Annotated in this window: 20 protein-coding genes, 1 tRNA gene and 2 pseudogenes; 9 read left to right on the top strand and 14 right to left on the bottom strand. The window is 42.2% G+C overall.

The genetic code is table 11. The features are described from left to right. Positions 1 to 17 precede the first annotated feature (17 nt). The 3 genes and pseudogenes from V7K73_RS13025 to V7K73_RS29870 form a co-directional block, all read left to right on the top strand. A complete protein-coding gene (locus V7K73_RS13025; protein WP_334880526.1) occupies positions 18 to 557 on the top strand; it encodes a hypothetical protein in 540 nt (179 codons plus the stop codon). Further along, positions 554 to 955, top strand: coding sequence for a hypothetical protein (locus tag V7K73_RS13020; RefSeq protein ID WP_334880524.1), 402 nt, complete (start codon positions 554 to 556; stop codon positions 953 to 955). Before V7K73_RS13025 ends, V7K73_RS13020 begins: the two co-directional genes overlap by 4 nt. Before the next feature lie 33 nt (positions 956 to 988). Beyond that, a pseudogene (locus tag V7K73_RS29870) lies at positions 989 to 1,177 on the top strand (hypothetical protein); the annotation flags it as partial. Between the two features lie 19 nt (positions 1,178 to 1,196). On the opposite strand, the gene V7K73_RS13015 reads toward V7K73_RS29870, so the two are convergent. The 3 genes from V7K73_RS13015 to cbiE form a co-directional block, all read right to left on the bottom strand. Beyond that, the gene (locus tag V7K73_RS13015) at positions 1,197 to 1,424 is read right to left on the bottom strand and encodes a type II toxin-antitoxin system HicA family toxin (protein ID WP_334880522.1); all 228 of its coding nucleotides are present in this window, start codon (positions 1,422 to 1,424) and stop codon (positions 1,197 to 1,199) included. Beyond that, entirely contained in the window at positions 1,421 to 1,624 is a 204-nt protein-coding gene (locus tag V7K73_RS13010; RefSeq protein WP_334880520.1) for a type II toxin-antitoxin system HicB family antitoxin, read from the bottom strand. Before V7K73_RS13010 ends, V7K73_RS13015 begins: the two co-directional genes overlap by 4 nt. A 237-nt stretch (positions 1,625 to 1,861) precedes the next feature. Next, entirely contained in the window at positions 1,862 to 3,082 is a 1,221-nt protein-coding gene (gene cbiE, locus V7K73_RS13005; protein ID WP_334880518.1) for a precorrin-6y C5,15-methyltransferase (decarboxylating) subunit CbiE, read from the bottom strand. 119 nt (positions 3,083 to 3,201) lie between these two features. On the opposite strand from cbiE, the gene V7K73_RS13000 reads away from it, so the two are divergent. Continuing rightward, on the top strand, positions 3,202 to 3,423 hold the full coding sequence (locus V7K73_RS13000; protein ID WP_334880516.1) for a hypothetical protein: 222 nt from the start codon (positions 3,202 to 3,204) through the stop codon (positions 3,421 to 3,423). A gap of 119 nt (positions 3,424 to 3,542) precedes the next feature. Here the strand turns inward: V7K73_RS13000 and V7K73_RS12995 are convergent, their stop codons facing one another. The 5 genes from V7K73_RS12995 to V7K73_RS12975 form a co-directional block, all read right to left on the bottom strand. After that, complete coding sequence (locus V7K73_RS12995; protein ID WP_334880515.1) at positions 3,543 to 4,358, bottom strand: class I SAM-dependent methyltransferase; 816 nt, start codon at positions 4,356 to 4,358, stop codon at positions 3,543 to 3,545. A gap of 160 nt (positions 4,359 to 4,518) precedes the next feature. After that, a complete protein-coding gene (locus tag V7K73_RS12990) occupies positions 4,519 to 5,727 on the bottom strand; it encodes a 4-hydroxy-3-methylbut-2-enyl diphosphate reductase (RefSeq protein WP_334880513.1) in 1,209 nt (402 codons plus the stop codon). A gap of 117 nt (positions 5,728 to 5,844) precedes the next feature. Beyond that, positions 5,845 to 6,678: an SGNH/GDSL hydrolase family protein gene (locus V7K73_RS12985; RefSeq protein ID WP_334880511.1), complete on the bottom strand. Its 834-nt coding sequence runs from the start codon at positions 6,676 to 6,678 to the stop codon at positions 5,845 to 5,847. A gap of 296 nt (positions 6,679 to 6,974) precedes the next feature. Continuing rightward, the gene (locus V7K73_RS12980) at positions 6,975 to 8,357 is read right to left on the bottom strand and encodes an ammonium transporter (protein WP_442936762.1); all 1,383 of its coding nucleotides are present in this window, start codon (positions 8,355 to 8,357) and stop codon (positions 6,975 to 6,977) included. A gap of 499 nt (positions 8,358 to 8,856) precedes the next feature. Further along, a complete protein-coding gene (locus tag V7K73_RS12975) occupies positions 8,857 to 9,180 on the bottom strand; it encodes a YnfA family protein (protein WP_334880507.1) in 324 nt (107 codons plus the stop codon). Between the two features lie 262 nt (positions 9,181 to 9,442). On the opposite strand from V7K73_RS12975, the gene V7K73_RS12970 reads away from it, so the two are divergent. The 4 genes from V7K73_RS12970 to ilvA all read left to right on the top strand — a co-directional run bounded on the left by V7K73_RS12970 (position 9,443) and on the right by ilvA (position 17,141). Then, complete coding sequence (locus V7K73_RS12970; RefSeq protein WP_334880505.1) at positions 9,443 to 14,113, top strand: GAF domain-containing protein; 4,671 nt, start codon at positions 9,443 to 9,445, stop codon at positions 14,111 to 14,113. An 86-nt stretch (positions 14,114 to 14,199) separates the two neighbouring features. Next, positions 14,200 to 14,625, top strand: coding sequence for a DUF4363 family protein (locus V7K73_RS12965; RefSeq protein WP_334880503.1), 426 nt, complete (start codon positions 14,200 to 14,202; stop codon positions 14,623 to 14,625). A 257-nt stretch (positions 14,626 to 14,882) separates the two neighbouring features. Continuing rightward, a complete protein-coding gene (locus V7K73_RS12960; RefSeq protein WP_334880501.1) occupies positions 14,883 to 15,161 on the top strand; it encodes a peptidase in 279 nt (92 codons plus the stop codon). 468 nt (positions 15,162 to 15,629) lie between these two features. After that, positions 15,630 to 17,141 (top strand): threonine ammonia-lyase, biosynthetic, encoded by a 1,512-nt coding sequence (gene ilvA / locus V7K73_RS12955; RefSeq protein WP_334880499.1) that lies wholly within the window; start codon positions 15,630 to 15,632, stop codon positions 17,139 to 17,141. 69 nt (positions 17,142 to 17,210) lie between these two features. On the opposite strand, the gene V7K73_RS12950 is transcribed toward ilvA, so the two are convergent. Both V7K73_RS12950 and V7K73_RS12945 read right to left on the bottom strand, forming a co-directional pair. Further along, on the bottom strand, positions 17,211 to 18,263 hold the full coding sequence (locus V7K73_RS12950; protein ID WP_334880497.1) for a hypothetical protein: 1,053 nt from the start codon (positions 18,261 to 18,263) through the stop codon (positions 17,211 to 17,213). A 10-nt stretch (positions 18,264 to 18,273) separates the two neighbouring features. Beyond that, on the bottom strand, positions 18,274 to 18,519 hold the full coding sequence (locus V7K73_RS12945; protein WP_094327534.1) for a hypothetical protein: 246 nt from the start codon (positions 18,517 to 18,519) through the stop codon (positions 18,274 to 18,276). 350 nt (positions 18,520 to 18,869) lie between these two features. Between V7K73_RS12945 and V7K73_RS12940 the strand changes: the two genes are divergently transcribed. After that, positions 18,870 to 19,244 carry a HEAT repeat domain-containing protein gene (locus tag V7K73_RS12940; protein WP_334880636.1) on the top strand — a complete coding sequence of 125 codons (375 nt, stop codon included), beginning with the start codon at positions 18,870 to 18,872 and terminating at the stop codon, positions 19,242 to 19,244. Positions 19,245 to 19,487: 243 nt separating this feature from the next. On the opposite strand, the gene V7K73_RS12935 is transcribed toward V7K73_RS12940, so the two are convergent. The 4 genes and pseudogenes from V7K73_RS12935 to V7K73_RS12920 all read right to left on the bottom strand — a co-directional run bounded on the left by V7K73_RS12935 (position 19,488) and on the right by V7K73_RS12920 (position 21,867). Then, positions 19,488 to 19,558 (bottom strand) — tRNA-Cys (locus V7K73_RS12935). 263 nt (positions 19,559 to 19,821) lie between these two features. Beyond that, a pseudogene (locus V7K73_RS12930) lies at positions 19,822 to 19,980 on the bottom strand (manganese catalase family protein); the annotation flags it as partial. Between the two features lie 69 nt (positions 19,981 to 20,049). Next, a complete protein-coding gene (locus V7K73_RS12925; RefSeq protein ID WP_334880495.1) occupies positions 20,050 to 20,391 on the bottom strand; it encodes a cupin domain-containing protein in 342 nt (113 codons plus the stop codon). Positions 20,392 to 20,697: 306 nt separating this feature from the next. Beyond that, a complete protein-coding gene (locus V7K73_RS12920) occupies positions 20,698 to 21,867 on the bottom strand; it encodes a zinc-dependent alcohol dehydrogenase (RefSeq protein ID WP_334880493.1) in 1,170 nt (389 codons plus the stop codon). Between the last annotated feature and the right edge of the window lie 264 nt (positions 21,868 to 22,131).

Genomic DNA, 22,131 nt, shown 5'->3' with positions numbered 1-22,131 from the left:
GATTCGCTCTGTTTAGCTTGGATAAACCCCAAGAGTTAGTATTAACTAAATTAGGAGAAGGACTACCCGCTATAACTCCATCTTTTGGAGCAGCTTTAGCAGAAGCTTGTGCGGTGTGTTTGGAGGATCAAAGTCATTTGCAGGGTGTAGAACTCACAGTTAATGGAAACTTTCCTACCAGCTTTAGACTATATTGGCAACCTGTTACACAACAAATGCTCCGTTGCTGGAATGATGAAGAGTTCACCACAGAACAAGCAGCCTATGGCATTGCCTTTATGCTCATCAGACAATTGACTCAGTTTACAGTGATTGAGCGATCGCGCAAAGGCACTGGATTTGATTATTGGTTAGGTAGCGAAGACGAAGCAGGTGAACTTCCGTTTCAAAATAAAGTAAGGCTGGAAGTTTCAGGTATACGTAAAGCAGATGATAGCAGGGTTAGAGCTAGAATAAAACAAAAAATCGAGCAAACTAATCCTTCCGATGGCGAATTTCCCGCCTACATTATTATTGTTGAATTTAGCAGACCCCTATCTTTTATTGTGGAAAAATGAGTCAGATTCAAGAGTTGCATAAACAGGCGATGGATTTGGCCGAAGCAGCTTTTACTGCTAAACTCAGAGGAGACTTAAAGCAAGCTAGTCAAGTTTCTCGACAAGCTTTTGATAAAGAATCTCAAGCTGCTGCACTGATTGCCAATCAACTTGATGCCGAGCCGACTCGTTCAGTATTACATCGCAGTGCTGCAACGCTTGCAATAGACTGTGGTGAATTTCGAGCAGCAGAACGTTTGATTGCGATCGCATTATTAGGAAATCCACCCCAAGAAATTGCCCAAGAACTAAAAGATTTATTCATTAAAATAAATTTACGCCCATATTTAGAACGTCACGGGCTTACTTTTGATGAAGAAAAGTTGAGGAATTTAATAGTAGATAAACAGGGTACTTGAAACACAGGCGAACACACTACTGTAAAGGTAATTATAAATGGCGATCGCATTATCGCCTATGCTGACCACCTGGAACCAGGAGTTTATAGTCTACATTACTTAATCCGTTCTGTTACTCCTGGTACATTTTCTTGGCCTGGTGCCCAAGTTCACCTGCAATATGCACCAGAAGAATTTGGGCGTACTGCTGAGTCTACATTAATACTGGAGGATGGGAAGTAGCTATTTATGCCATCTTTGGCTACAACAAATCTAAAAATCTTTCTAAGTCTATACGAGCCTGCTTTAAAATCTTAGCTAGAGTGAAACGCTTAACTGGCCGATGAGCAGGAACAGTCAATTTCAAGACTTCATCTGGTATGCTTTTTTCCAATCTAATGTGACTACCTCGCTGGCGTACAACTATCCATCCATCCCGTTCTAAAGCAGCGATAATCTGAGTATAGGGTAAATTGGGAACTTTGCTCACAGTACCAATTCCCTGACAATTACGCCTTCTTGAGTAATCAATTCATCTTCCAATGGCTCTAGGTAAAGTTCTATTGCTTCTTGGATATTCTCTAATGCTTCTTCTACTGTTTCTCCTTCGCTGATACAGCCAGGAAGGGAGGGAACATGGACGGTGTATCCGCCTTCTTCACTGGGTTCTAATACAACTTTCAGTTTCATAACTTGGTAATGAACTTACTTTTCTATTTTTAATGATTTTTGGCGAATGCATTGTAATTGAAGTGCGAAGATTTAAAAAGGGCGCGATCGCACTACTACTGAGAGAAAAGAAAGCGATCGCTCTTTTCTTGTGATTTCTTGCAAGATATAAATATTGAGTCTTAAACAGTATCACAGTTTGATACCCCATCGGCTTCTCTAAGGACTGCAACTGATGAAGAATTATCCTCATCGGCATCACGATTTTTCAGACTTCACAACTACCCATTGCGTCACACCTGCCATTGCTCGCCAACCCAAAAATTTCCCTATAGGTTCCGCCCGTTGAATGGCAATCCGAGTTAAATCACCACCGACTCGTTCATGCCATTGAAATAAAGTTTGCTCACCCTCTACCGTTACCACATTTGCCACCAAACGTCCACCCGATTGCAGTGCTTCCCAACAAACATCAAAAAGCCCTACTGCTGTCACTCCACCACCAATAAAAATCGCATCTGGTGCAGGTAAATCTTTCAGAACATGGGGCGCTTTACCTTCAATGATTTGCAGATTTGGAGTACCTAGAGTGGCGGCATTATCAGCAATATATAGTAGTCTAGAAGAATTTTGTTCGATTGCGATCGCTCGACACCGAGCATTACTCCGCATCCATTCGATAGAAATCGAGCCGCAACCCGCGCCAACATCCCATAATAATTCTCCCGGTGTGGGTGCTAAAGCTGCTAGGGTAATTGCCCTAACTTCACGCTTCGTTAACTGTCCATCGTGGTGATAGGCGTTATCTGGTAATCCTGGTAATCTTGGTAATGGGATAACCCCAGCATCAACAATACAATCAACTGCGATCGCATTCAAAGCCGCAACTTCAGTTTCACTCCAAGATGCAGCCGTACCTTCCACAATTCTTTCATGAGCGCCGCCCATACGCTCCAATACGGTTATTTTACTGCCACTATAGCCGCGATTTGTCAAAATTCCGGCAACAATGGCGGGTGTGTCCTTCCCTTCACTCAAAATCAACAGCCGCGCTTTTGGGTAAATGTAAGATTGCAGTAGAGAGGATGGACGACCATTCAAACTCAAGGTTTCCACCTCAGTTAAAGACCATCCAACCCTACTACAGGCGAGGCTGAAGGCTGAAGGTGCGGGGATAATCGTCATTTGGGAGACGGGTATTCGCCGCATCAAGGTAACACCAATGCCATAACACATCGGATCGCCACTTGCAAGTACGCAGATTGACTCACCCCGACGTTTGATAATTTCTTCAACTGAAGCGCTAATGGGAGATGTCCAAACTAGTTTCTCACGTTGGTCATCTGTAGGGAGCATTGCTAAATGGCGATCGCCTCCCACAATTACTTTAGCTTGATTGAGTAAAGAACGAGCGATCGCGCTTAATCCCTGTAACCCATCTTCTCCAATGCCAACGATAGAAAGCCATTTCTCTGTCATGCTAATTCATGATTAATAATTATTACTTCATAACTAAGACTTGACATTAATTCTAATTCTGAATTATTCCGTCAATTTTGGTAGTATATATTGTATAGTGCTGGATTGAGGATAACTCGATGAACTCACTCTTAGAAATCGAAGCTGGTATTATGCAATTGTCTGAAGGTGAAATACGGGATCTATCGAATTGGCTTCAAGAATATCTCAATGTTGCCTGGGACAAGCAAATTCAAGTAGATGCAAAATCTGGTCGATTGGATCAGTTAATCGAGCGTACAAAAGCAGATATTGAAGCTAATCGGGTAAAACCGTTAGATGAAATCCTTAACAACCCCTGATTTTCACCCTTTAGTTGATGAAGACTTTTTGATACATACCTCGCCCCTTGTGGGCGAAAAAAGTAATCATATCGGGATTAATTCAAAGCAAGTGCATTGTGGGCGTGGTATCTCTTGGACTAATGACTAATGACTCTCGCGTTGCGGTTTGATGTTGCTACTTTATCGGCGATTACAAACAAATAATCTCCTTGATTATTTTCATACTTTTTGACAATCTCTGTGATGCGTCCTGTATTAATGTCTGCTGCTAGCCGTTTACATCCTGTTACGATTTCATCTGCCGAAGCTAGTAAAGCAAACGTAGAAATTCCAGAGCGGATATTTTCATCTAAATATATTTCAGGACGATATTTACCACTATATAAAAATAGGTCTTGCAAATTTTGGGAAATCGAATAAGGTTCGATATTAACTGAGTTAAAACTTGCCTCATTGAGAGCATATTTTACCTTTTCTAAACTTGGCATCTGTTCAGCAGATTTATGTATAGCCTCTGGAAAATATTCGACTAACCAATATTTGCTCATTTGCTCTGGGGTGGCAGTAAACAATACAAAACGACCAGCCGCTAAGACACGGTAAATCTCTCGAAAAGCAGGAGTTAGTGCAGCAAAATGATGTATCGCCAGCGTGCATAGCACACCGGAAAAAGCCCCATCAGCATAAGGTAAAGCTTCAGCTTCTGCAACTTGCCAAGCTACAATATTACTCTTATTCGTAGCAGCATCAATCATCTTTTTTGACTGGTCTACTCCACTCCAAACACCACCATGTTTTGCCAAAGCTAGCGTGTAATTTCCCGTGCCACATGCCACATCAAGATAGGAGGAATCTGATTTTATTTGGAGGTGTTTAGCTAATTGTGAAGCAATGTAAAGGTCAGCGCGACGAGTCAAATCATAGCCTTTGCCAATTTGCTCATAAACAGCCATTTATTGAATTCTCTACAAATTTTAAAAATAGTGAAAAGTCAATAGTTATCAGTGAACACTAGTATAATGTCTAAGCTAGTTTTGAAGGTTCATAGTAAAGACTTTAATGCTGAAAAAAAGGACTAAAGTCCTTACTACGAACTTGATTACTTGATAACTGTTAAACCATCGCGGCTGTTGCTTTCAATGCAAAAATTTTCTCAATCACATCTTCTACTACTTTATCTGGCGTGGAAGCACCAGAAGTAATTCCTACAACAATTTCTCCCTTTGGTAACCAGTTTGCTGTAGTTATTAACTGCCCATTTAATTGCCGATGTTCAATCAAATCTGCTGATGGAATCCGTTCAACAGTATCAATATGATAAGAAGGAATTCCCCGCTCAAAAGCAATTTGTTGCAATTGAGTAGTATTCGATGAATTAAAGCCACCAATTACTACCATTAAATCTAAATTTTTTTCTACTAACTCCAACATTGCATCTTGGCGTTCTTGGGTGGCATCACAAATAGTATTGAAGCTTTGAAAATGCTGATTTAACTCAGTGGGGCCATACTTCTGTAACATAGTCCGCTCAAAAAGCTTGCCGATTTGCTCAGTTTCGCCTTTTAGCATTGTAGTTTGGTTAGCAATACCAACTCTTGCTAAATCTTGATCGGGGTCAAATCCTGCTGAACAAGCTTTAGCAAATTTTGTCAGAAATTCTTCACGGTTCCCACCATTAATAATATAGTTAGCAACATATTCTGCTTCTTGCAAATTCAACACAATTAAATACTTGCCAGCAAAAGAACTAGTAGCAACTGTTTCTTCGTGCTTATATTTGCCGTGAATTATTGATGTATAATCGATTTTTTTGTGCTTTTCTACTGTATTCCAAACTTTAGATACCCAAGGACAAGTTGTATCAACAATTTTGCAGCCTTTATCGTGAAGTATCTGCATTTCTTGAACGCTAGCCCCAAAAGCGGGTAATATGACTACATCACCAGTTCCAACAACAGAAAAGTCTTTATTCTTTCCTTCAATGGGAATAAATTCTACTTCCATCTCCTGCATACGCTGATTTACAGAAGGGTTGTGGATAATCTCGTTAGTAATCCAGATGTGTTCTGTAGGGAAGTGCTGGCGGGTTTCGTAGGCCATTGCCACAGCGCGTTCTACACCCCAGCAAAAGCCAAAAGCTTGTGCTAGTCGGATTGTCACATCACCTCGTTGTAGAGTGTAATTGCGATCGCGAATTTTTTGAATCAAGTTACTCTGATACTCAGACTGCAACTGGGTGGCGACTTCTGCTTGATGACCAAAACCCTTGCGATTGTAATTTTCGGAATGTTGCAGGCTGCGCTTAAAAGCTTTTGTATCCATTAGATTTGTCTACTTAAACCACTATTTTTTATTTTCTCGCGCCCAGACGCGATTTATACAAACTTGTATTCAAAGATATTACTTCTTTTTGTCCTTTACCTTTTTCACCAAAGGACATTAGCGCTGTGGTTTTAATTCGATCTCGCCATAAATCTGCAATGCAGAACGCCAAACTATATAGCCTTCAGGACTTAAATGTAAGCCATCAGTAGTAAATTCGCGGCGGAGATTACCTTGTTTGTTGGTAAACAGGGGATGTAAATCGAGATATTTGACACCTTTTTTGTGACAAATACTTTGCAGTTGCTGATTTAACTCACGAATGCGATTATTGTCAACAGCTAAAAGTTTCTCTCGTCCTTTCCAGGTTGCTTCCTTTGCCCCATGTGGCAAAATCGATTGGACAACAATTTGCGCCGTAGGATGCTTCTTGCGTAGGTAATTGATAATTTGCCGCTGATTATCTAAAATTACCCTGTCGCTCACCCCCCGAATTAGGTCATTAATGCCAATCATCACAAAAATCACCTCTGGCTGGGTGCGGTCAAATATCTCCAATCTTTTCAAGAGTCCATTGCTGGTTTCGCCAGAAATTCCTTGATTGAGCCAATTTTTACCTTCGGGTAATAACTCAGGCGGAAACCACAAACTCAAAGAATCTCCCACCAGGATGCTTAAATGCGGGGGACGTTGGTCTGCGGCTACCTTGGCTTCTTGCGTGAGGATGTCTACCCACTGCTGGTAAGAGAGTTGGTGACGACGACCTAAATCAGGTGTAGCAATTTCGGATGAGTTGTTAGGGCTGATTGCCTCTGGGGATGTTATTACACCAAAAAAAGCGGACAATTTCTGCTGTTGCCAAATTAGCAGGATGACCGCCAACATTAGGATGCCGTTGGTTAACAGCGAGAAAAATGCCCAGATCGGGAAGGTTTTAAAAGATGTAGACACGACTAGCGAAATTTACCAATTATTTGAATCAAATTTTAACGCTAGCGATCGCAAATTACACAATTTTAAATTGGGAGTGGGGAAGAATAATAACTCCAAACTCCAAACTCCAAACTCCAAACTCCCAACTCCCAACTCCAAACTCCTAACTCCTAACTCTAAACTCTAAACTCCAAACTCTAAACTCCAAACTCTAAACTCCAAACTCTAAACTCCAAACTCTAAACTCCAAACTCCAAACTCCCAACTCCTAACTCCTAACTCCTAACTCCTAACTCCTAACTCCTAACTCCCTACTAAGTGGAACGATCGCCAAACTCGGAGTTGTAAGCTTCTTCACCGTGTTCGTTGATATCCAAACCTTGATATTCCGCTTCCTCTTTGACTCGCAGCCCGACTGTAGCATCGATAACCTTGAGAATAATCCACGTACCAACACCTGCGATCGCATAAGCAACGGCAATTGCTACTAGTTCAATTCCCAATTCACCCAAATTACCGCGTAGCACTCCGTCTTTACCTCCGCCGTTGACTTGAGTCGTGGCAAAGACGGCCGTTAAAATCGCCCCCACTGTACCACCAACACCATGCACGGGATAGGTATCTAAAGCATCGTCAATTTCTAGCTTGTGCTTGAAACTCACAGCATAGAAGCAAACAAAGGCAGTGATGAAACCAATTAAAATCGCTGATAGCGGTGTGACAAATCCGGCGGCGGGAGTGATGCCAACTAAACCAGCAACGGCTCCTGTAGCCGCTCCGACAGCTGTCGGTTTCCCCCGTAAAACTGCTTCCAAAATCAGCCACATTAAAGCCGCCGCCGCTGCTGCCGTATTGGTGGCAACAAAGGCTGTTGTTGCTACATTTGTTGTTAAGTTACCAGAAGTTCCACTAGCAACAGATAAAGCACTGCCAGCGTTGAACCCGAACCAGCCAAACCATAGTAAGGCAGCACCCAGCAAAATGAAGGGGACATTGTGCGGGGGGCTAAGGCGATCGGGATGGGTTTTCCGAGGCCCAAGGACGATCGCTGCTACTAACGCTGAAACCCCAGAACTAATGTGAACTACTGTACCACCTGCAAAGTCGAGGGCACCCAATCCACCAGCTAAACCTAAAAATCCACCTTTCGCCCATACCATGTGTGCCAGAGGGGCGTAAACAAAGGTTGACCACAGCAGCACAAACAGCGAATAGGCGCGGAAATTCATCCGCTCAACGATCGCTCCAGAAATTAAGGCTGGGGTGATAATAGCAAACATGGCTTGATAAATCATGAATGCCTGGTGGGGTATCGTTCCCGCATAAGAAACAACTTCTACCGGATTTGACCCTTTAAGATAATCGGTTATTTCTAGCCCGACACCATTCAACCCGAACCATTGCAATCCGCCGATGAATGGCAACCCTGGTGCAAAAGAAAGACTATAACCCCACAAAATCCAGGTAACTCCCACGATCGCCATCAACACAAAGCTCATCATCAATGTATTTAGGATATTGCGCGATCGCACAAATCCACCATAAAAGAATGCCAATCCTGGTGTCATTAGTAGCACCAGTGCTGCTGAAATCAGCATAAATGCCGTATCTCCAGTATCAGCAGTAGCTGGAGCAGCAGCTGGTGTTTGGGCAAAAGCATTGCCCATCAGCGGACCTCCTAAAAACAGTAGGGTCATAGCCCCAATCATCACAACTTTCTTCAACACTTCTTTTTCTTCCTTACCACCAATGATTTGTATACTTAACTACATTTGATTACTTTTAGTTATACATTTTTGTGTTGAATGTTACTTAACCTTAATTTTCTGGAAATGTTAACAAAAATATAATTCTGTTTGTAGTTGCCAGCAAGGGAATAAGGATGTATGTATCCAATAATTTGATTGCATCTTTTTTTTTGAAGAACAGCATTTTATGGAAGCGCTAGAAAATTCCAAATTTTTAGTTACCTAGTAGTGTTACAAATCAAGATACTTCCGATCCGTAAATTATCAGAAGTCTTACCAGAGAATTTAGCCAAATATAATATGTGATGATTTCTTTTGATATCTTACGCAAGGTGTAGATATCGAGATGCTTTTTTTTACAGGTTAGTTGCTTAAAAACCTTTGCTCTTTTGGATGAGGTTATTATCTGTATAAAAGTTATTGGTCAAAAATAATAGAAAAATTTTACTTAGCTTCTAGGTGCAAACATGATAATTAAAACACCCACCAAAGCTAAACATGCTCCGATTAAGTCGTAGCGGTCTGGAGTTACTCCGTCTACCTTCCAACCCCAAAGCATTGCCATTGCGATAAACACGCCACCGTAAGCCGCATACACTCTGCCAAAATTTGCCGATTGGAGAGTTGCAATAATCCCATAGAAAACTAAAGCGATTCCACCCAATATGCCCCACCACAAGGGCTTACCTTCGCGCAACCACAACCACACTAGGTAGCCGCCGCCGATTTCAAATAAACCAGCCCACAAAAAATACACTAGGGACTTAATCATTTAACAGATTCTTTAATAAGATCGAACTCAGTGAAATTACGCTAACGCTTTTAACTAAAGTGTTGTCATTAATTAAAGTAAGTTTGTTGAACTAGGGACTGGGGATTGGGGACTAGGTACTGGGTACTAAGGAATGGGAAGAAACAAAATAAGGACTTCTTTTTTAATAATCCCTAATCCCCCAATCCCCCAATCCCCAGTCCCCATCCCCAATCCCCAATCCCCAATCCCCAATCCCCAGTCCCTAATCCCCAAAATAAGGATGAAAGCCCAATTACCTGATCACGAAGCACAGAGAATCGAGACGCTTTTGGAGTATAAGATTCTCGACACGCCATCTGAAGCCGCTTTTGACGACCTCACCCGTTTAGCCTCGTATATTTGTCAGACTCCTATTGCCTTAATTAGTTTAGTTGATACAAACCGTCAGTGGTTCAAGTCAAAAGTCGGAATCGATGCCTTAGAAACACATCGAGATTTGGCATTCTGTGCTCATGCTATTCTACAGCCTGATGTTTTGATTGTGCCTGATGCAAAAGATGACAAAAGGTTCGCCACCAACCCACTGGTAACATCTGACCCAAATATTCGGTTTTATGCTGGTGTACCTCTGACTAATCCTGAGGGATATGCACTAGGAACCCTATGTGTGATTGACTACGTACCACGAGAACTGAATCCAGAACAAGTGGAGGCATTACGAAGCTTAGGCCGTCAAGTCATCAAGCAACTGGAATTACGCCGAAATTTAGCAAATTTGGTACTTATAACCAAGAAAGGCAAACAGGCGCAGAGGGTAGGCAAGCAATTTTTCAAAAAGATTGCAGCAGGTTTTGGTTTAGCATCGGCAATTTTAGTTCTGATTGGCGTGGTTTCTTATCAAAATACAAGAGGATCTACTAAAAATCGCAGTATAATAAAAAATACGTATATAAAAATCGAAAGTCTAGAAAAATTAGAATACCAGATAAAGGATGCTGAGACTGGACAAAGTAGTTACATTTTCACTGGAAAACAAATTTATCTCAAACCTTATCAAGAAGCACTTGCTAACGTCGATCAAGAAATTGCCAACCTGAAAAGTTTGACAGCAGATCAACCGAATCAACAAAAGCAAATTGCAACGCTTGAATTTCTAATAACGGCTAAATTTACTGAACTAAAACAGACTATTGACTTGCGCCAAAACCAGGGATTAGAGGCGGCATTGCAAGTACTAGTGAGAAACGATCAACAAAATCTCATGGATCATATCCGCAAGGTAATCAATGAGATCGAAAACGAGGAAAAGGAACGACTCCAACAGCAGTTACAAGCAAAAAAATCCACTACTCACAACACAATTCTGACACTTGCGATCGCCATCTGCATGAGTTTTATTGTTCTTGTCATAGTCTACTACTTGATCTATCGTGAGGCCATTGAGCGCAAAAGAGCAGAAGAAGCCTTAAACCAAGAACGCAACTTTATCTCAGCAGTCCTTGATACAGCCAACGCTTTAGTAATGGTTCTTGATTCTCAAGGGCAAATTATTCGTTTCAATCAAGCTTGTGAGCAAATAACAGGTCACTCCCTCGATGAGGTCAGAGGTAGGTATTTCTGGAACTTGTTCTTAATTCCTGAACAAGTCGAGCCGGCCAAAGCAGTTTTTGAGCAGATGCGAACTGGTAAAGTATTGAATGATTACGAAAGCTATTGGGTAATGAAGGATGGCAGTCGGCGGCTGATTACTTGGTCGAACAACTTCTTAAAAGACTATGAGGGATCAATAGAATACATTGTTTGTAGTGGCATTGACATCACTGATGGCAAACGCGCCCAACGGCATCTAACTGCACAATATGCTGCAACCCGCGTCTTAGCAGAGTCTGCAACGATGGGCGAAGCTACTAGCCAAATCTTGCAAGGAATCTGTGAGAGTTTGGGATGGGATTTGGGTGAAATTTGGATGGTCGATCGACAAGCAAATGTGCTGCGTTTTCTCGATATGTGGCATAAAGCATCTCTTGAGGTGCAAGAGTTTAAAGCACTGAAGCGGCAAACCACCTTTATGCCAGGAATTGGCCTACCTGGTCGGGTTTGGGCTAGTTGTGAACCTGTTTGGATCGCTGATATCGTTAAAGGTATTAATTTTCCTCTCTTCCAAATTGCTGCTCAAGCAGGACTAAACGCAGCTTTTGGTTTTCCGATCCGCAGTGGTAACAAAATCCTTGGTGTCATTACCTGCTTTAACCGTGAAATCCAGCCGCCTGACCAAGATTTGGTAACAACGATGAATTCTATCGGTGAGCAAGTAGGGCAATTTATCCAGAGGAAACAGGCTGAAGAAGAAATACAACGCCAAAACTTGCGATCGCAACTATTTACCGAAATCGCCTTCAAGATTCGCCAGACTTTGCAAATCGAAGAAATTCTCCAAATCACTGTCGAGGAAGTCCAAAAGATTCTCCAGACTGACCGAGTTTTAATCTATCAGCTTTCGCCAGATCAGTTTGCAACCACAGTTACTGAAGCAGTTGTTTCTGGCTTACCACCAATAAAAGAACAAAACATTACCAACCTATACTTACAATCAGAATATCTACAACAATACTATTTACAGCAGTACCGTCAAGGACAGATTTTAGGACTAGCTAACTTGGATCTGCCAGAATTTGAACAAAGCCATCTGGAATTAATGCAAAAGTTTGGGGTCAAAGTCAATTTGGTTGTACCCATTCTTGTTAAACAAGAAGTTCGCGGTTTGCTGATAGTTCATCAGTGTGATGATTCTCACCACTGGTCAAGCTTTGAAACTTATCTTTTGCGGCAAATAGCCGACCAAGTAGGCGTTGCTTTAGCCCAAGCCCAATTATTAGCATCAGAAACTCGTCAGCGACAAGAACTTGAAATTGCCCGTCGCCAAGCCGAATTAGCTTCTCAAGCTAAAAGCGCCTTTTTGGCAAATATCAGTCATGAAATTCGGACTCCGATGAATGCTGTTTTGGGCATGACCAGTTTGGTGTTAGATACTTCCTTAGACCCAGAACAGCGAGATTTTATTGAAACAATTCGTAGTAGTGGAGACGCTCTTTTAAGTTTAATCAACGAGATTTTGGATCTTTCCAAACTTGAGGCTGGAGAGATGGCTCTCGAAACTCTAGATTTTGACCTATCCACTTGTGTGGAAGAAGTGGTGGAATTATTGGCTCCCTCAGCCCATAACAAGGGATTAGAAATTGCTGCACTGATTGAGCATAACGTCCCCACCTACCTCAAAGGAGATACTGGTAGGCTGCGGCAAATTCTCATGAATTTAATCAGCAACGCTATCAAGTTTACCAGCGCTGGCGAAGTATTAGTGCAAGCCGAATTACGTTCGCTTTCCTCTACTACAGCCACGATTCATTTTGCCATTACAGATACAGGCCTTGGCATTAGCCCTGAAGATCAACGCAAACTCTTTATGCCATTTACCCAAGTGGATGCTTCGACCACTCGCAAGTATGGTGGTACCGGTTTGGGATTAGCTATCTGTAAACAACTGGTGACCTTAATGGGAGGAGTAATTGGAGTAGAAAGTCACATGGGGAAAGGATCTAAGTTTTGGTTTGAGGTGCTGTTTATGAAGCAAGTTGAGCCTGTTTTGCCAAAATGCGATGGCTTTGCCAACGCTAAGAGCGAACGCGGGCTTTTAAGCAATCGCCGCTTGTTATTGGTGGATAACAAGGCGACTAATTATAAAATTATCTCCCATCAAGCTACTCATTGGGGAATGCAGATAGATCAAGCTGACAGTATCGCTACTGCCCTCAAAGTTATTCAGTCAGCTTATGAACAGAGGAAATCTTATGATATCGCCTTCGTTGATATAAAAAATGACATGGCAATAGAAGAACAAATTAAAGCCAATTCTGCAATTGCTGAAATACCTTTAATTATGCTCACCTCTACTAATCAACGCGATGAAGTGCAGCAGGCGCTCAAAATCAGATTTGCTGCTTATTTGGTCAAACCCATTAAGCCATCACGACTCCTGGATGCCATTATTAATATTTTAGAAACTCAGGCGGAATCAGAACAAGGGGCTAAAGGCTCAAGGCTTTGCCTAACTGAAAAAAACCAGAGTACAGATTCAGGCATTCTTACTTCCTCTTCTCCTAACTTTGCTACTAAATCTAAGTTAAGAATTTTGCTAGCTGAGGATAATTTGGTGAATCAAAAAGTAGCCCTAAAACAACTCCAAAACTTGGGCTATCAAGCCGATGTCGTTGCCAATGGAAAGGAAGTTTTGCAGCTATTAGAAAAAGTTCCTTACGATTTGATTTTAATGGATTGCCAAATGCCAATTCTTGACGGTTTGGAAACTACAAAAGAAATTCATCGTTGGCAAGAGCATACTTTTCCTCTACGTCGTCGTCCTGTGGTGATTGCGATGACCGCTAATGCGATGAAAGAAGACAAAGAAATGTGCCTCAATGCCGGAATGGATGACTATCTGAGTAAGCCTCTGTTTAAAGAAAAATTGGCTGCAACTTTAGAGCATTGGACAGGTGTGATCCTCTCACAACAAGAGGCAATGGTGTATGAGCAGACAGTTTCCACTGACCTAGCCATTGATTGGGAACACTTGCATCGGATATCGGGAAATGACACAGAATTTGAGTTAAATCTATTGGAATTATGCGTTGAAGATATTAAACCCCGTTTAGAAATAATTAAAGCAGCGATCGCATCTCATGACTTTGGGCAAATTGCGCGAGAAGCTCATCACCTTAAAGGTGCTAGTGCCAACATTGGAGCCACAGCTATGTACCAAACAGCTGATAAACTAGAAAAATTGGCTTACTATCAAGAGCGTAGAGGCATGAATAACTCAGTCTCAGAATTAGAACAATTTCTCAACCGCATTCAAGACTTTTTAATCATAAACCAAGTAACAAATCGCACCTAAAATCTTTATACATCTCCAGCAACTTTAGCTGATATAGTAGCTGATACCGCCAGCATTTGGCGATTTATCATTATTCCAGAGGTCTTATGAAACGCTTAATCTACATCATCCCCGTTACTGCAATTGCCTTACTGACATTAGTAGGATGCAACAGCGAGCAAAAATCTACTACCCAGACTCCTACTGCCACTGAAACCACTGCGGGGACAGCAGTATCCAAAACAACTGTTGGTACACAAGGAGGTTTTAATACTTTGGTCAGTGTAGTTTCAAATACCAAAACTGCGGTGCAAGGCGGAAACTTTGACAAAGCTCAACAGCAATTTAATCAGTTTGAAAACTCTTGGTCTAAGGTTGAGGATGGTGTCAAAAGTAAATCTTCAAAAACCTATAATGTAATTGAAGATGCTGCGACCCAGGTGAAGGGTGCGCTGAAAGCAAAAAATAAAGCAAAAGCTCTTAAAGGGTTACAAACACTTGACACAAATATCGCTAGTGTTTCTAAAAAGTGAAATAAAACTAACATAGAGCAGGAGTCCAAAGACACGACATAAGTAGGTCGGCGTAAATAATTATCGTTGGGATAAAGTAGGGGCTAAGGGGCGGGGAAAAAAGGGTTTGAGCCTTGTTTACTTTTCTTCACACACTTTGGTTTGATTGTGGCAACTTACTTAAGAGGAAAACAGTCTTTATATTTGGCTTTGAGACAAATAGTTCTCTACCTCATCAAGTTGCAAACTGCTATATTTTCCACTGGAGATTTTGGATAATGCGTTCATTTCGCAAGTACCACCGGACTCTGGCGATTATTTTGGCTTTACCCCTTGCTGTAACATTATTAACTGGAATTGCAGCTACGCTGGTAGGTGAGTGGTCAGCTAACCTGGGAGTAGGGCGTAGTGTACTGCTTTCGATTCATCGTGGTGAAATATTTGGTTTAGAGGGAATCTACCCGATTTTGAACGGATTAGGGCTATTGGGATTATTGGTTACTGGATTAAGTATGACTAGTTTGTTTGGTAGGAAAAGGCCAAAATCCGAGAAATAAATACATAGCGATGTGAATTAACGATGCTCCCGGAAGTTTTCAGGCTTTTCTTAATTATCCTGCGATCGCTTCCACAAATAGCAGAACGTTAACTCATCCCACGGCTATAAAAACTCAAATCCCAAAACTATAGTAATCCAATTTGATGTTTGAAAAAATCTAAATATATGTAGGGTGCGAAAGTGTTTCTAAATTCAATTTTATCGATAAGCTAAAAAACATCTAATTTGCATAATCCAATTAAATATAACTCTTCTGGGGTAGGCCGAAAAGCCCGCCCAGTCTATTTGTGAATTTGAGACCACTACAAAAAATCAATTACTGAACTGATTTCTCTTCAAAGAGTATTAGTAATTTTTAAATTTTATTGACTCAAAATTTTGAGATAGTGCAATTAAATAAAACCAGTGCGATCGCTTGTAACGTAAAATTAGTTTCCATCCGGCATTTGCTAACACCTTGACGCCCATGTATTGCGACTACCTGATCCAAATCCTAACTGCCCGTGTGTACGATGTTGCCCAGGAAACACCACTGGAGTATGCCCCAAATTTGTCTGCACGGCTGAATAATCAACTCCTGCTGAAACGTGAAGATATGCAGTCAGTATTTTCCTTTAAACTGCGGGGTGCTTATAACAAAATGGTGCAACTGCCACCAGATATATTAGCACAGGGTGTAATTGCCGCCTCTGCGGGAAACCATGCTCAGGGAGTCGCCCTTGCAGCCAATCGCTTAGGAACCAAAGCGATTATCGTTATGCCAGTAACCACGCCCCAAGTCAAGGTGGACGCAGTTAGAATGAGGGGCGGAGCAGTCGTCTTACATGGAAACACCTACGATGATGCTTATAGCTATGCCCGTGAATTAGAAATAGAAAAAGGTTTGACGTTTATTCATCCTTTCGATGATCCTCATGTCATTGCTGGACAGGGAACAATTGGGATGGAAATTTTACGACAATATCAGCAACCCATCCATGCAATTTTTGTAGCGATTGGAGGGGGCGGATTAATTTCTGGGATTGGAGCTTATGTAAAACGCTTGCGTCCCGAAATCAAGATTATTGGCGTTGAACCAGTAGATGCTGATGCGATGTCTCAATCGCTAAAAGCCGGATATCGGGTGCGCTTATCTCAAGTGGGGTTATTTGCTGATGGTGTGGCGGTGCGAGAAGTAGGTGAAGAAACCTTCCGTTTGTGTCAGCAGTATGTAGATGAAATTATTTTGGTGGATACAGACGATACTTGTGCTGCGATTAAAGACGTGTTTGAGGATACGCGATCAATTTTAGAACCAGCCGGTGCATTAGCGATCGCAGCTGCCAAAGCATACACAGAACGAGAGCAAATCGAGGGACAAACCTTAATTGCTGTCGCCTGTGGTGCAAACATGAATTTTGATCGCCTCCGCTTTGTGGCAGAACGGGCAGAGTTGGGCGAACGCCGCGAAGCCATCTTTGCAGTCACAATTCCAGAAGAACGGGGAAGTATTCGCCAGTTTTGTGAATCTATTGGCAACCGTAATCTTACTGAGTTTAATTATCGCATTGCTGATGAAAAAACAGCCCATATTTTTGTCGGTGTGCAAATTCAAAACCGTGCTGATGCTGCAAAGATGGTAGAAACTTTTGAAGCTCAAGGATTTGAAACTCTTGATTTAACAGACGACGAACTAACTAAATTACATCTGCGGCACATGGTAGGTGGGCATTCTCTTCTGGCTCACAATGAATTGCTCTACCGTTTTGAGTTTCCCGAACGTCCCGGCGCATTGATGAAGTTTGTTACTTCCATGAGTCCCAACTGGAATATTAGTCTTTTTCACTACCGCAACAACGGCGCAGACTACGGACGAATCGTTGTTGGTATCCAGGTTCCCCCCGGCGAGATGGAAGAGTGGCAAGCTTTTCTCGATAACCTGGGCTATCGCTATTGGGATGAAAACAAGAATCCGGCATACAAGCTGTTTTTGGGATAGGGGGAGCAGGGGGAGCAGGAGAAGAATAACAATACCCAATGCCCCAGTCCCCAATTTCCACTCCCCAAGTTACCGAGAACTACCCTCTAATATCATATTGGAGTCCCAAGTATAGAAGCCAATTTGGTTAGGAACCCTAGAGAATCTGCCTGTCCGATAGCCTCTAGATAATTCGTTCAATACCTTATTTTTGACCTCTCGAAGTTGGTGAAAATGTAGTTCTCCATAAATTCCGGTGATGACTTCAGCAACGCTGAAAACTTTACCTGGATTTTCTTCAAACAAAGAGGTGAGGGCATCAATTAAGAATTGACCCTCAAAGGCTTTGAGCATCGGTACTGCTTTTGGCGGGGGGACAAAAGGCTTTTTGTTTTTGATGCTCCTAGAAGCACCATTGCGCTTACTTGGGGCTACCAAACTTAGATCCAGAGTATAACAACCTGGCTCATCAGGAATAGTTACCCAGTAATTCCTTTCTCTGCCTTGGGTGAGGGAAGATTGAACTCTACCTTTAACTACTTTGAATAGATTGGAATCTAACTCTCCATAAAGCGATCGCACGATAAAATCGATATGACACACAGTACCTATCTGCTCTTGCAATAGCTGTTTTATGGCTTCCATTCGGGAAAGAGCGCGATCGTACTGGGGTAGCATAGGGATTTCTGCCACCTTCGTTGAACTATCGTTGTTCTCTAGGGCGATCGTTATATCTGATGATGTAGTTGAAGGTTGAATCTCTGTTGAAGGTTGACTCTCTTTTGTATCAACAGCAGCAGAAAAAGAATTATCTATATCAACCTGATCTGATTCTTTTGGTTCTGACTTTACAGACTCTACCAACTTGATTTCATTGATGTCATCAAAGGGTGATAAAAACACCAGAGGTTCATCTTCGGAAACATCTGAGGTTTCATCAGCCGCCGTCAGACTTGATATCTGCTTGCTGCCATCAGAAAAAGACCAGTTAGACAACAACGCTTCTACATGATCTAGCTGCTCCCGCGCCTCCACAAAGAGGCGTTCGTACTCTTCTGTCAGACGACCATAATAGTCTCGCAATTCTATCAGTGGTGAGAGAAAGCTGTCGGGAGGTGGTTCTAATTGTCCATTTTGAGTCATAAGGCTTCAATCAATTTAAATCGATGTCACTTTTGTAAGACATTGCTCTGGGTTTTGCTTTGTGAGATGTTGGCTGCGATTTCTTAGGCGGTTGGGGAGGGCGACATCTCTCACAATATAAAGGTCGAGGCCCGAAAGTCTCGCGCTTTGTCAGATCGTTACACTCTTTACAGACAAACTGGAAAACACGAGTATGAATCTGTCTTTTGTGCGCCCTGACAGTATATTCTCTAACATCAATGAATTTACTTGCCATAATCAGGATTGTGAATTGCTCTGGTATCAATGTCCTATCAATATAGCTATTCAAGCAAATCAACCTGCATCAGTGTGTGTTTATGTAGAAGTTTTATTCAAATCACTGAATTTGACACCTACCATAAAGTGCAGATGAGGAACTTGATAGTTAGTTCTTGACTATCCTCTCAGCATATAATTGGTGACGAAGAAACACCACTACCATTTTTTAGCCGCAGGCAATTTTCATCGCCATCTATAAGACTCGTATTTGATTTCTGAAAAAAATCAGTACATCCCAAAAAGGCTTCTTTCCCACTCCCTACTCCCTCCCTACGCAAATAATTTCAAAAATCAAAGCGGACTGCTATAGCAGCAGAATCTTTAGGGAAAATCGACCCTGGCAACAAGGATGCGATCACTGCCTTAGTCGAGCTAATGGGCAACGCACAGGATGAATTCACCCGTAGGAGAGCAGCAGACTATTTAGGGGAAATCGACCCTGGCAACAAGGATGCGATCGCTGCCTTAGTCGAGCTAACCCGCAACGTGGGGAATCAGGGATATACGCGAGAGACAGCAGCGTCAAGTTTGAAAGAGATTTTAACAGTGGATCAGATGCCTTTCGTTGTTACTAAGTTGAAGAATTATTCAAAGTTCTATCCCTCAAGTTACTCAGTTATCTGGTACTGCGCCCAATCTCTCAGCTACCCTGAATTCTATCAAGCTTGGCATCGTTGGTGAATTTTTACAGATTGATGCCCCAGTTTCTCAAAATTATGTCAGATTAACCTGCCAACCTATTCATCAACTGTTGATAAATCACCTATAGCCACACCGGAATTACAGGTTTAGCTTCATTTAAAGATGCGATGCGTGTTTTCGGTCATCCGCTATAAGAGAAAGCGATCGCTTTTGGCTATCAGTTTGACTATCAAGAAAGCCTTTTATGTGATTTTTGATTATCCTAAAAGGCTGAAAGCTTTAAGGCGGCACCCGGATTTGAACCGGGGGTGGAGGTTTTGCAGACCTCTGCCTTACCACTTGGCTATGCCGCCACAGCGAAATTTCCTTAAACTACTTTAATCTTCCTAAGGTGTCTTAGTAGCATTCAGTAGCCATAGGACGCTAGTTAACCCATGATAGCATAGGATTCTGAGGGAAATAGGACTTACGCAAAACTACATGCGTAGGGGCAATTCATGAATTGCCCCTAGCATAAAATCAGGGTTTTGGCTATTATTTTGCTACTTCATGCCAATGATTAGCCACCGATAGTTATTGTACGCTCAATCAAAGGGGGTGCGATCGAACCCTTGCCTTATGCCAGTGGCATTTTCGAGGTACCATGCAGTCGGGGATCGGTTACAGGAGGTTGCGGTTCTGGGCCTAGTGGTTGGGGATTTTCCACATACTCGAATTCGCCTTTGCCATCCATTGAGGGGCCTTTTGCCCAACGACCTTCAGAGCTTTCTGTGCCAAGCAGCTATAAGTTTTTAGCGATACCTTCGGTGAGCTTCGCTAACGCAAAACTTCAGATAACTGCAAATCAGCTTTCGTCTCGCCCGTGAACTTGAGCGGGTGGACTGGTTGCCTCAACAGCAGTAAATGATTCTAAAATTTTATAAGTATGGCTGGCTCCTTTTGGTACTACCCAAGAACTCCCAGACTCTAGTAAAATTGTTTGCCCTTCAATATGCAATTCTGCACGACCATTGATTACATAACCAACAGTTTCATATTCTCGTGCTGTTGGTTCTTTAGGTTCGTTCGGTTGCTCATTCTCCCACAGACGCATGGAAAGGTTTTTACCTGATGCAAGATATTTTTGACCAAGTTGACCTTTAGGAGAATGGCTAGAGTCTACTTTAATAACGGTTGTATCAGACATATTTTTTGCCTCTTTCTACTTTTTAACTTTTAACTTTGGGTATTGGGAGTATCCCGTCAGGTGCAAAAACTTTGTGTTTGCCCTCATCCCCTAACCCCTTCTCCCAAAGCTGGGAGAAGGGGAACTAGAATTATGTCTCGCCTCTGGCAGCTTTGGTAAAGGGGGAACTAGAATTATGTCTCGCCTCTGGCAGATGAAGGCAGAGAGAGGGGAAACTAGAATTATTTCTCCCCTCTGGCAGCTTTGGGAGAGGGGCTGGGGGTGAGGGAAAAGATTTAGCGAATTGCGAATTGGTTTATCGCCCTATTACGGTTTGAGTACAACTTTGATACAGTTATCTTTCTTCTGCTTAAAAATTTCGTAGCCGTGGGGCGCTTGTTCTAAAGGTAAAGTATGAGTGATGATAAAAGTTGGATCGATTTCACCGTTTTGAATCCGCTCTAACAAGGGTCGTAAATACCTATGGACATGCGTTTGTCCCATTTTGAAGGTTAATCCCTTGTTCATCGCAGCACCCATTGGGATTTTATCTAAAAAGCCACCGTACACACCTGCAAGTGATACGTGACCACCTTTAGCAGCAGATACTATTACTTGCCGTAATGCCGTCGGTCGGTCTGTTTCGAGACGTACTGCTTGCTTCACCTGGTCATAGAATGCCATAAAGTCTGTGCCGTGTGCTTCCATTCCTACTGCATCTATGCAAGCATCGGGGCCACGACCGCCAGTCATTTCTTTGAGTGCTTCGCCTATGTTCACTTCTTCGTAGTTGAGAACTTCTGCTTTGCCGTATTCTTTAGCCATTTGCAGGCGTTCGGGAATGCGGTCAAAGGCGATTACCCTTTCTGCACCTAGCATATATGCGCTTTTAATTGCGAATTGTCCAACTGGGCCACAACCCCAAACAGCGACAATATCACCGGGTTTGATGTTGCAGTTTTCGGCTGCCATGTAGCCAGTAGGGAAAATATCTGTTAAAAATAGCACTTGCTCATCCGTTAAACCATCGGGTATTTTGAGCAAGCCGACATCGGCAAAGGGTACTCGTGCATACTCTGCTTGACCACCAGCGTAACCGCCGAATAAATGAGAGTAGCCAAATAAACCTGCTGGCGAATGCCCCATTTGCTTTTCTACTAACCAAGCATTGGGGTTAGAGTTGTCGCACAATGACCATAAATCCCGATTGCAGAAAAAGCAACTACCGCAAGATATAGTGAAAGGAACAACGACGCGATCGCCTACGTTGACATTTTTAACTGCACTTCCAAGTTCTACGACTTCCCCCATGAATTCATGACCAAGGATATCGCCCTTTTGCATGGTGGGAATGTAGCCGTCATAAATATGCAAATCTGAACCACAAATTGCCGTGGAAGTAATTTTAACAATGGCATCGCGTGGGTTAAGAATTTTGGGGTCGGGAACTGTATCAACCCGCACATCGTTTGCTCCATGCCAGCAAACTGCTTTCATAATTATTTATTCCTTAGTTATGATTTCTGGCTTGTTTATATCAAGATAAATACTCGATTTAGCCTGATTTTGAGACGCGATAACTATCACGTCTCAGTGAATTTTCAAAGGTTATTTTACAATTTTTGAGTCAAAAAGTTAGACTCAAAAATGGCTACAAATCTAGCTTATAAGTAGGTAGGCAAGATAAAACCAAACTATGTAACGAAAAGTTAAATCTCTGTATCTGGCTTGTAGTTGCGCTTTAGCGCTAAAGCGCAACTA

Origin of the sequence: Nostoc sp. (assembly GCF_036916975.1) — a bacterium.
Classification (GTDB): Bacteria; Cyanobacteriota; Cyanobacteriia; order Cyanobacteriales; family Nostocaceae; genus Nostoc.
The sequence above is the reverse complement of the archived record's forward strand: the minus strand, read 5'-3'. Positions and strand labels throughout refer to the sequence as shown.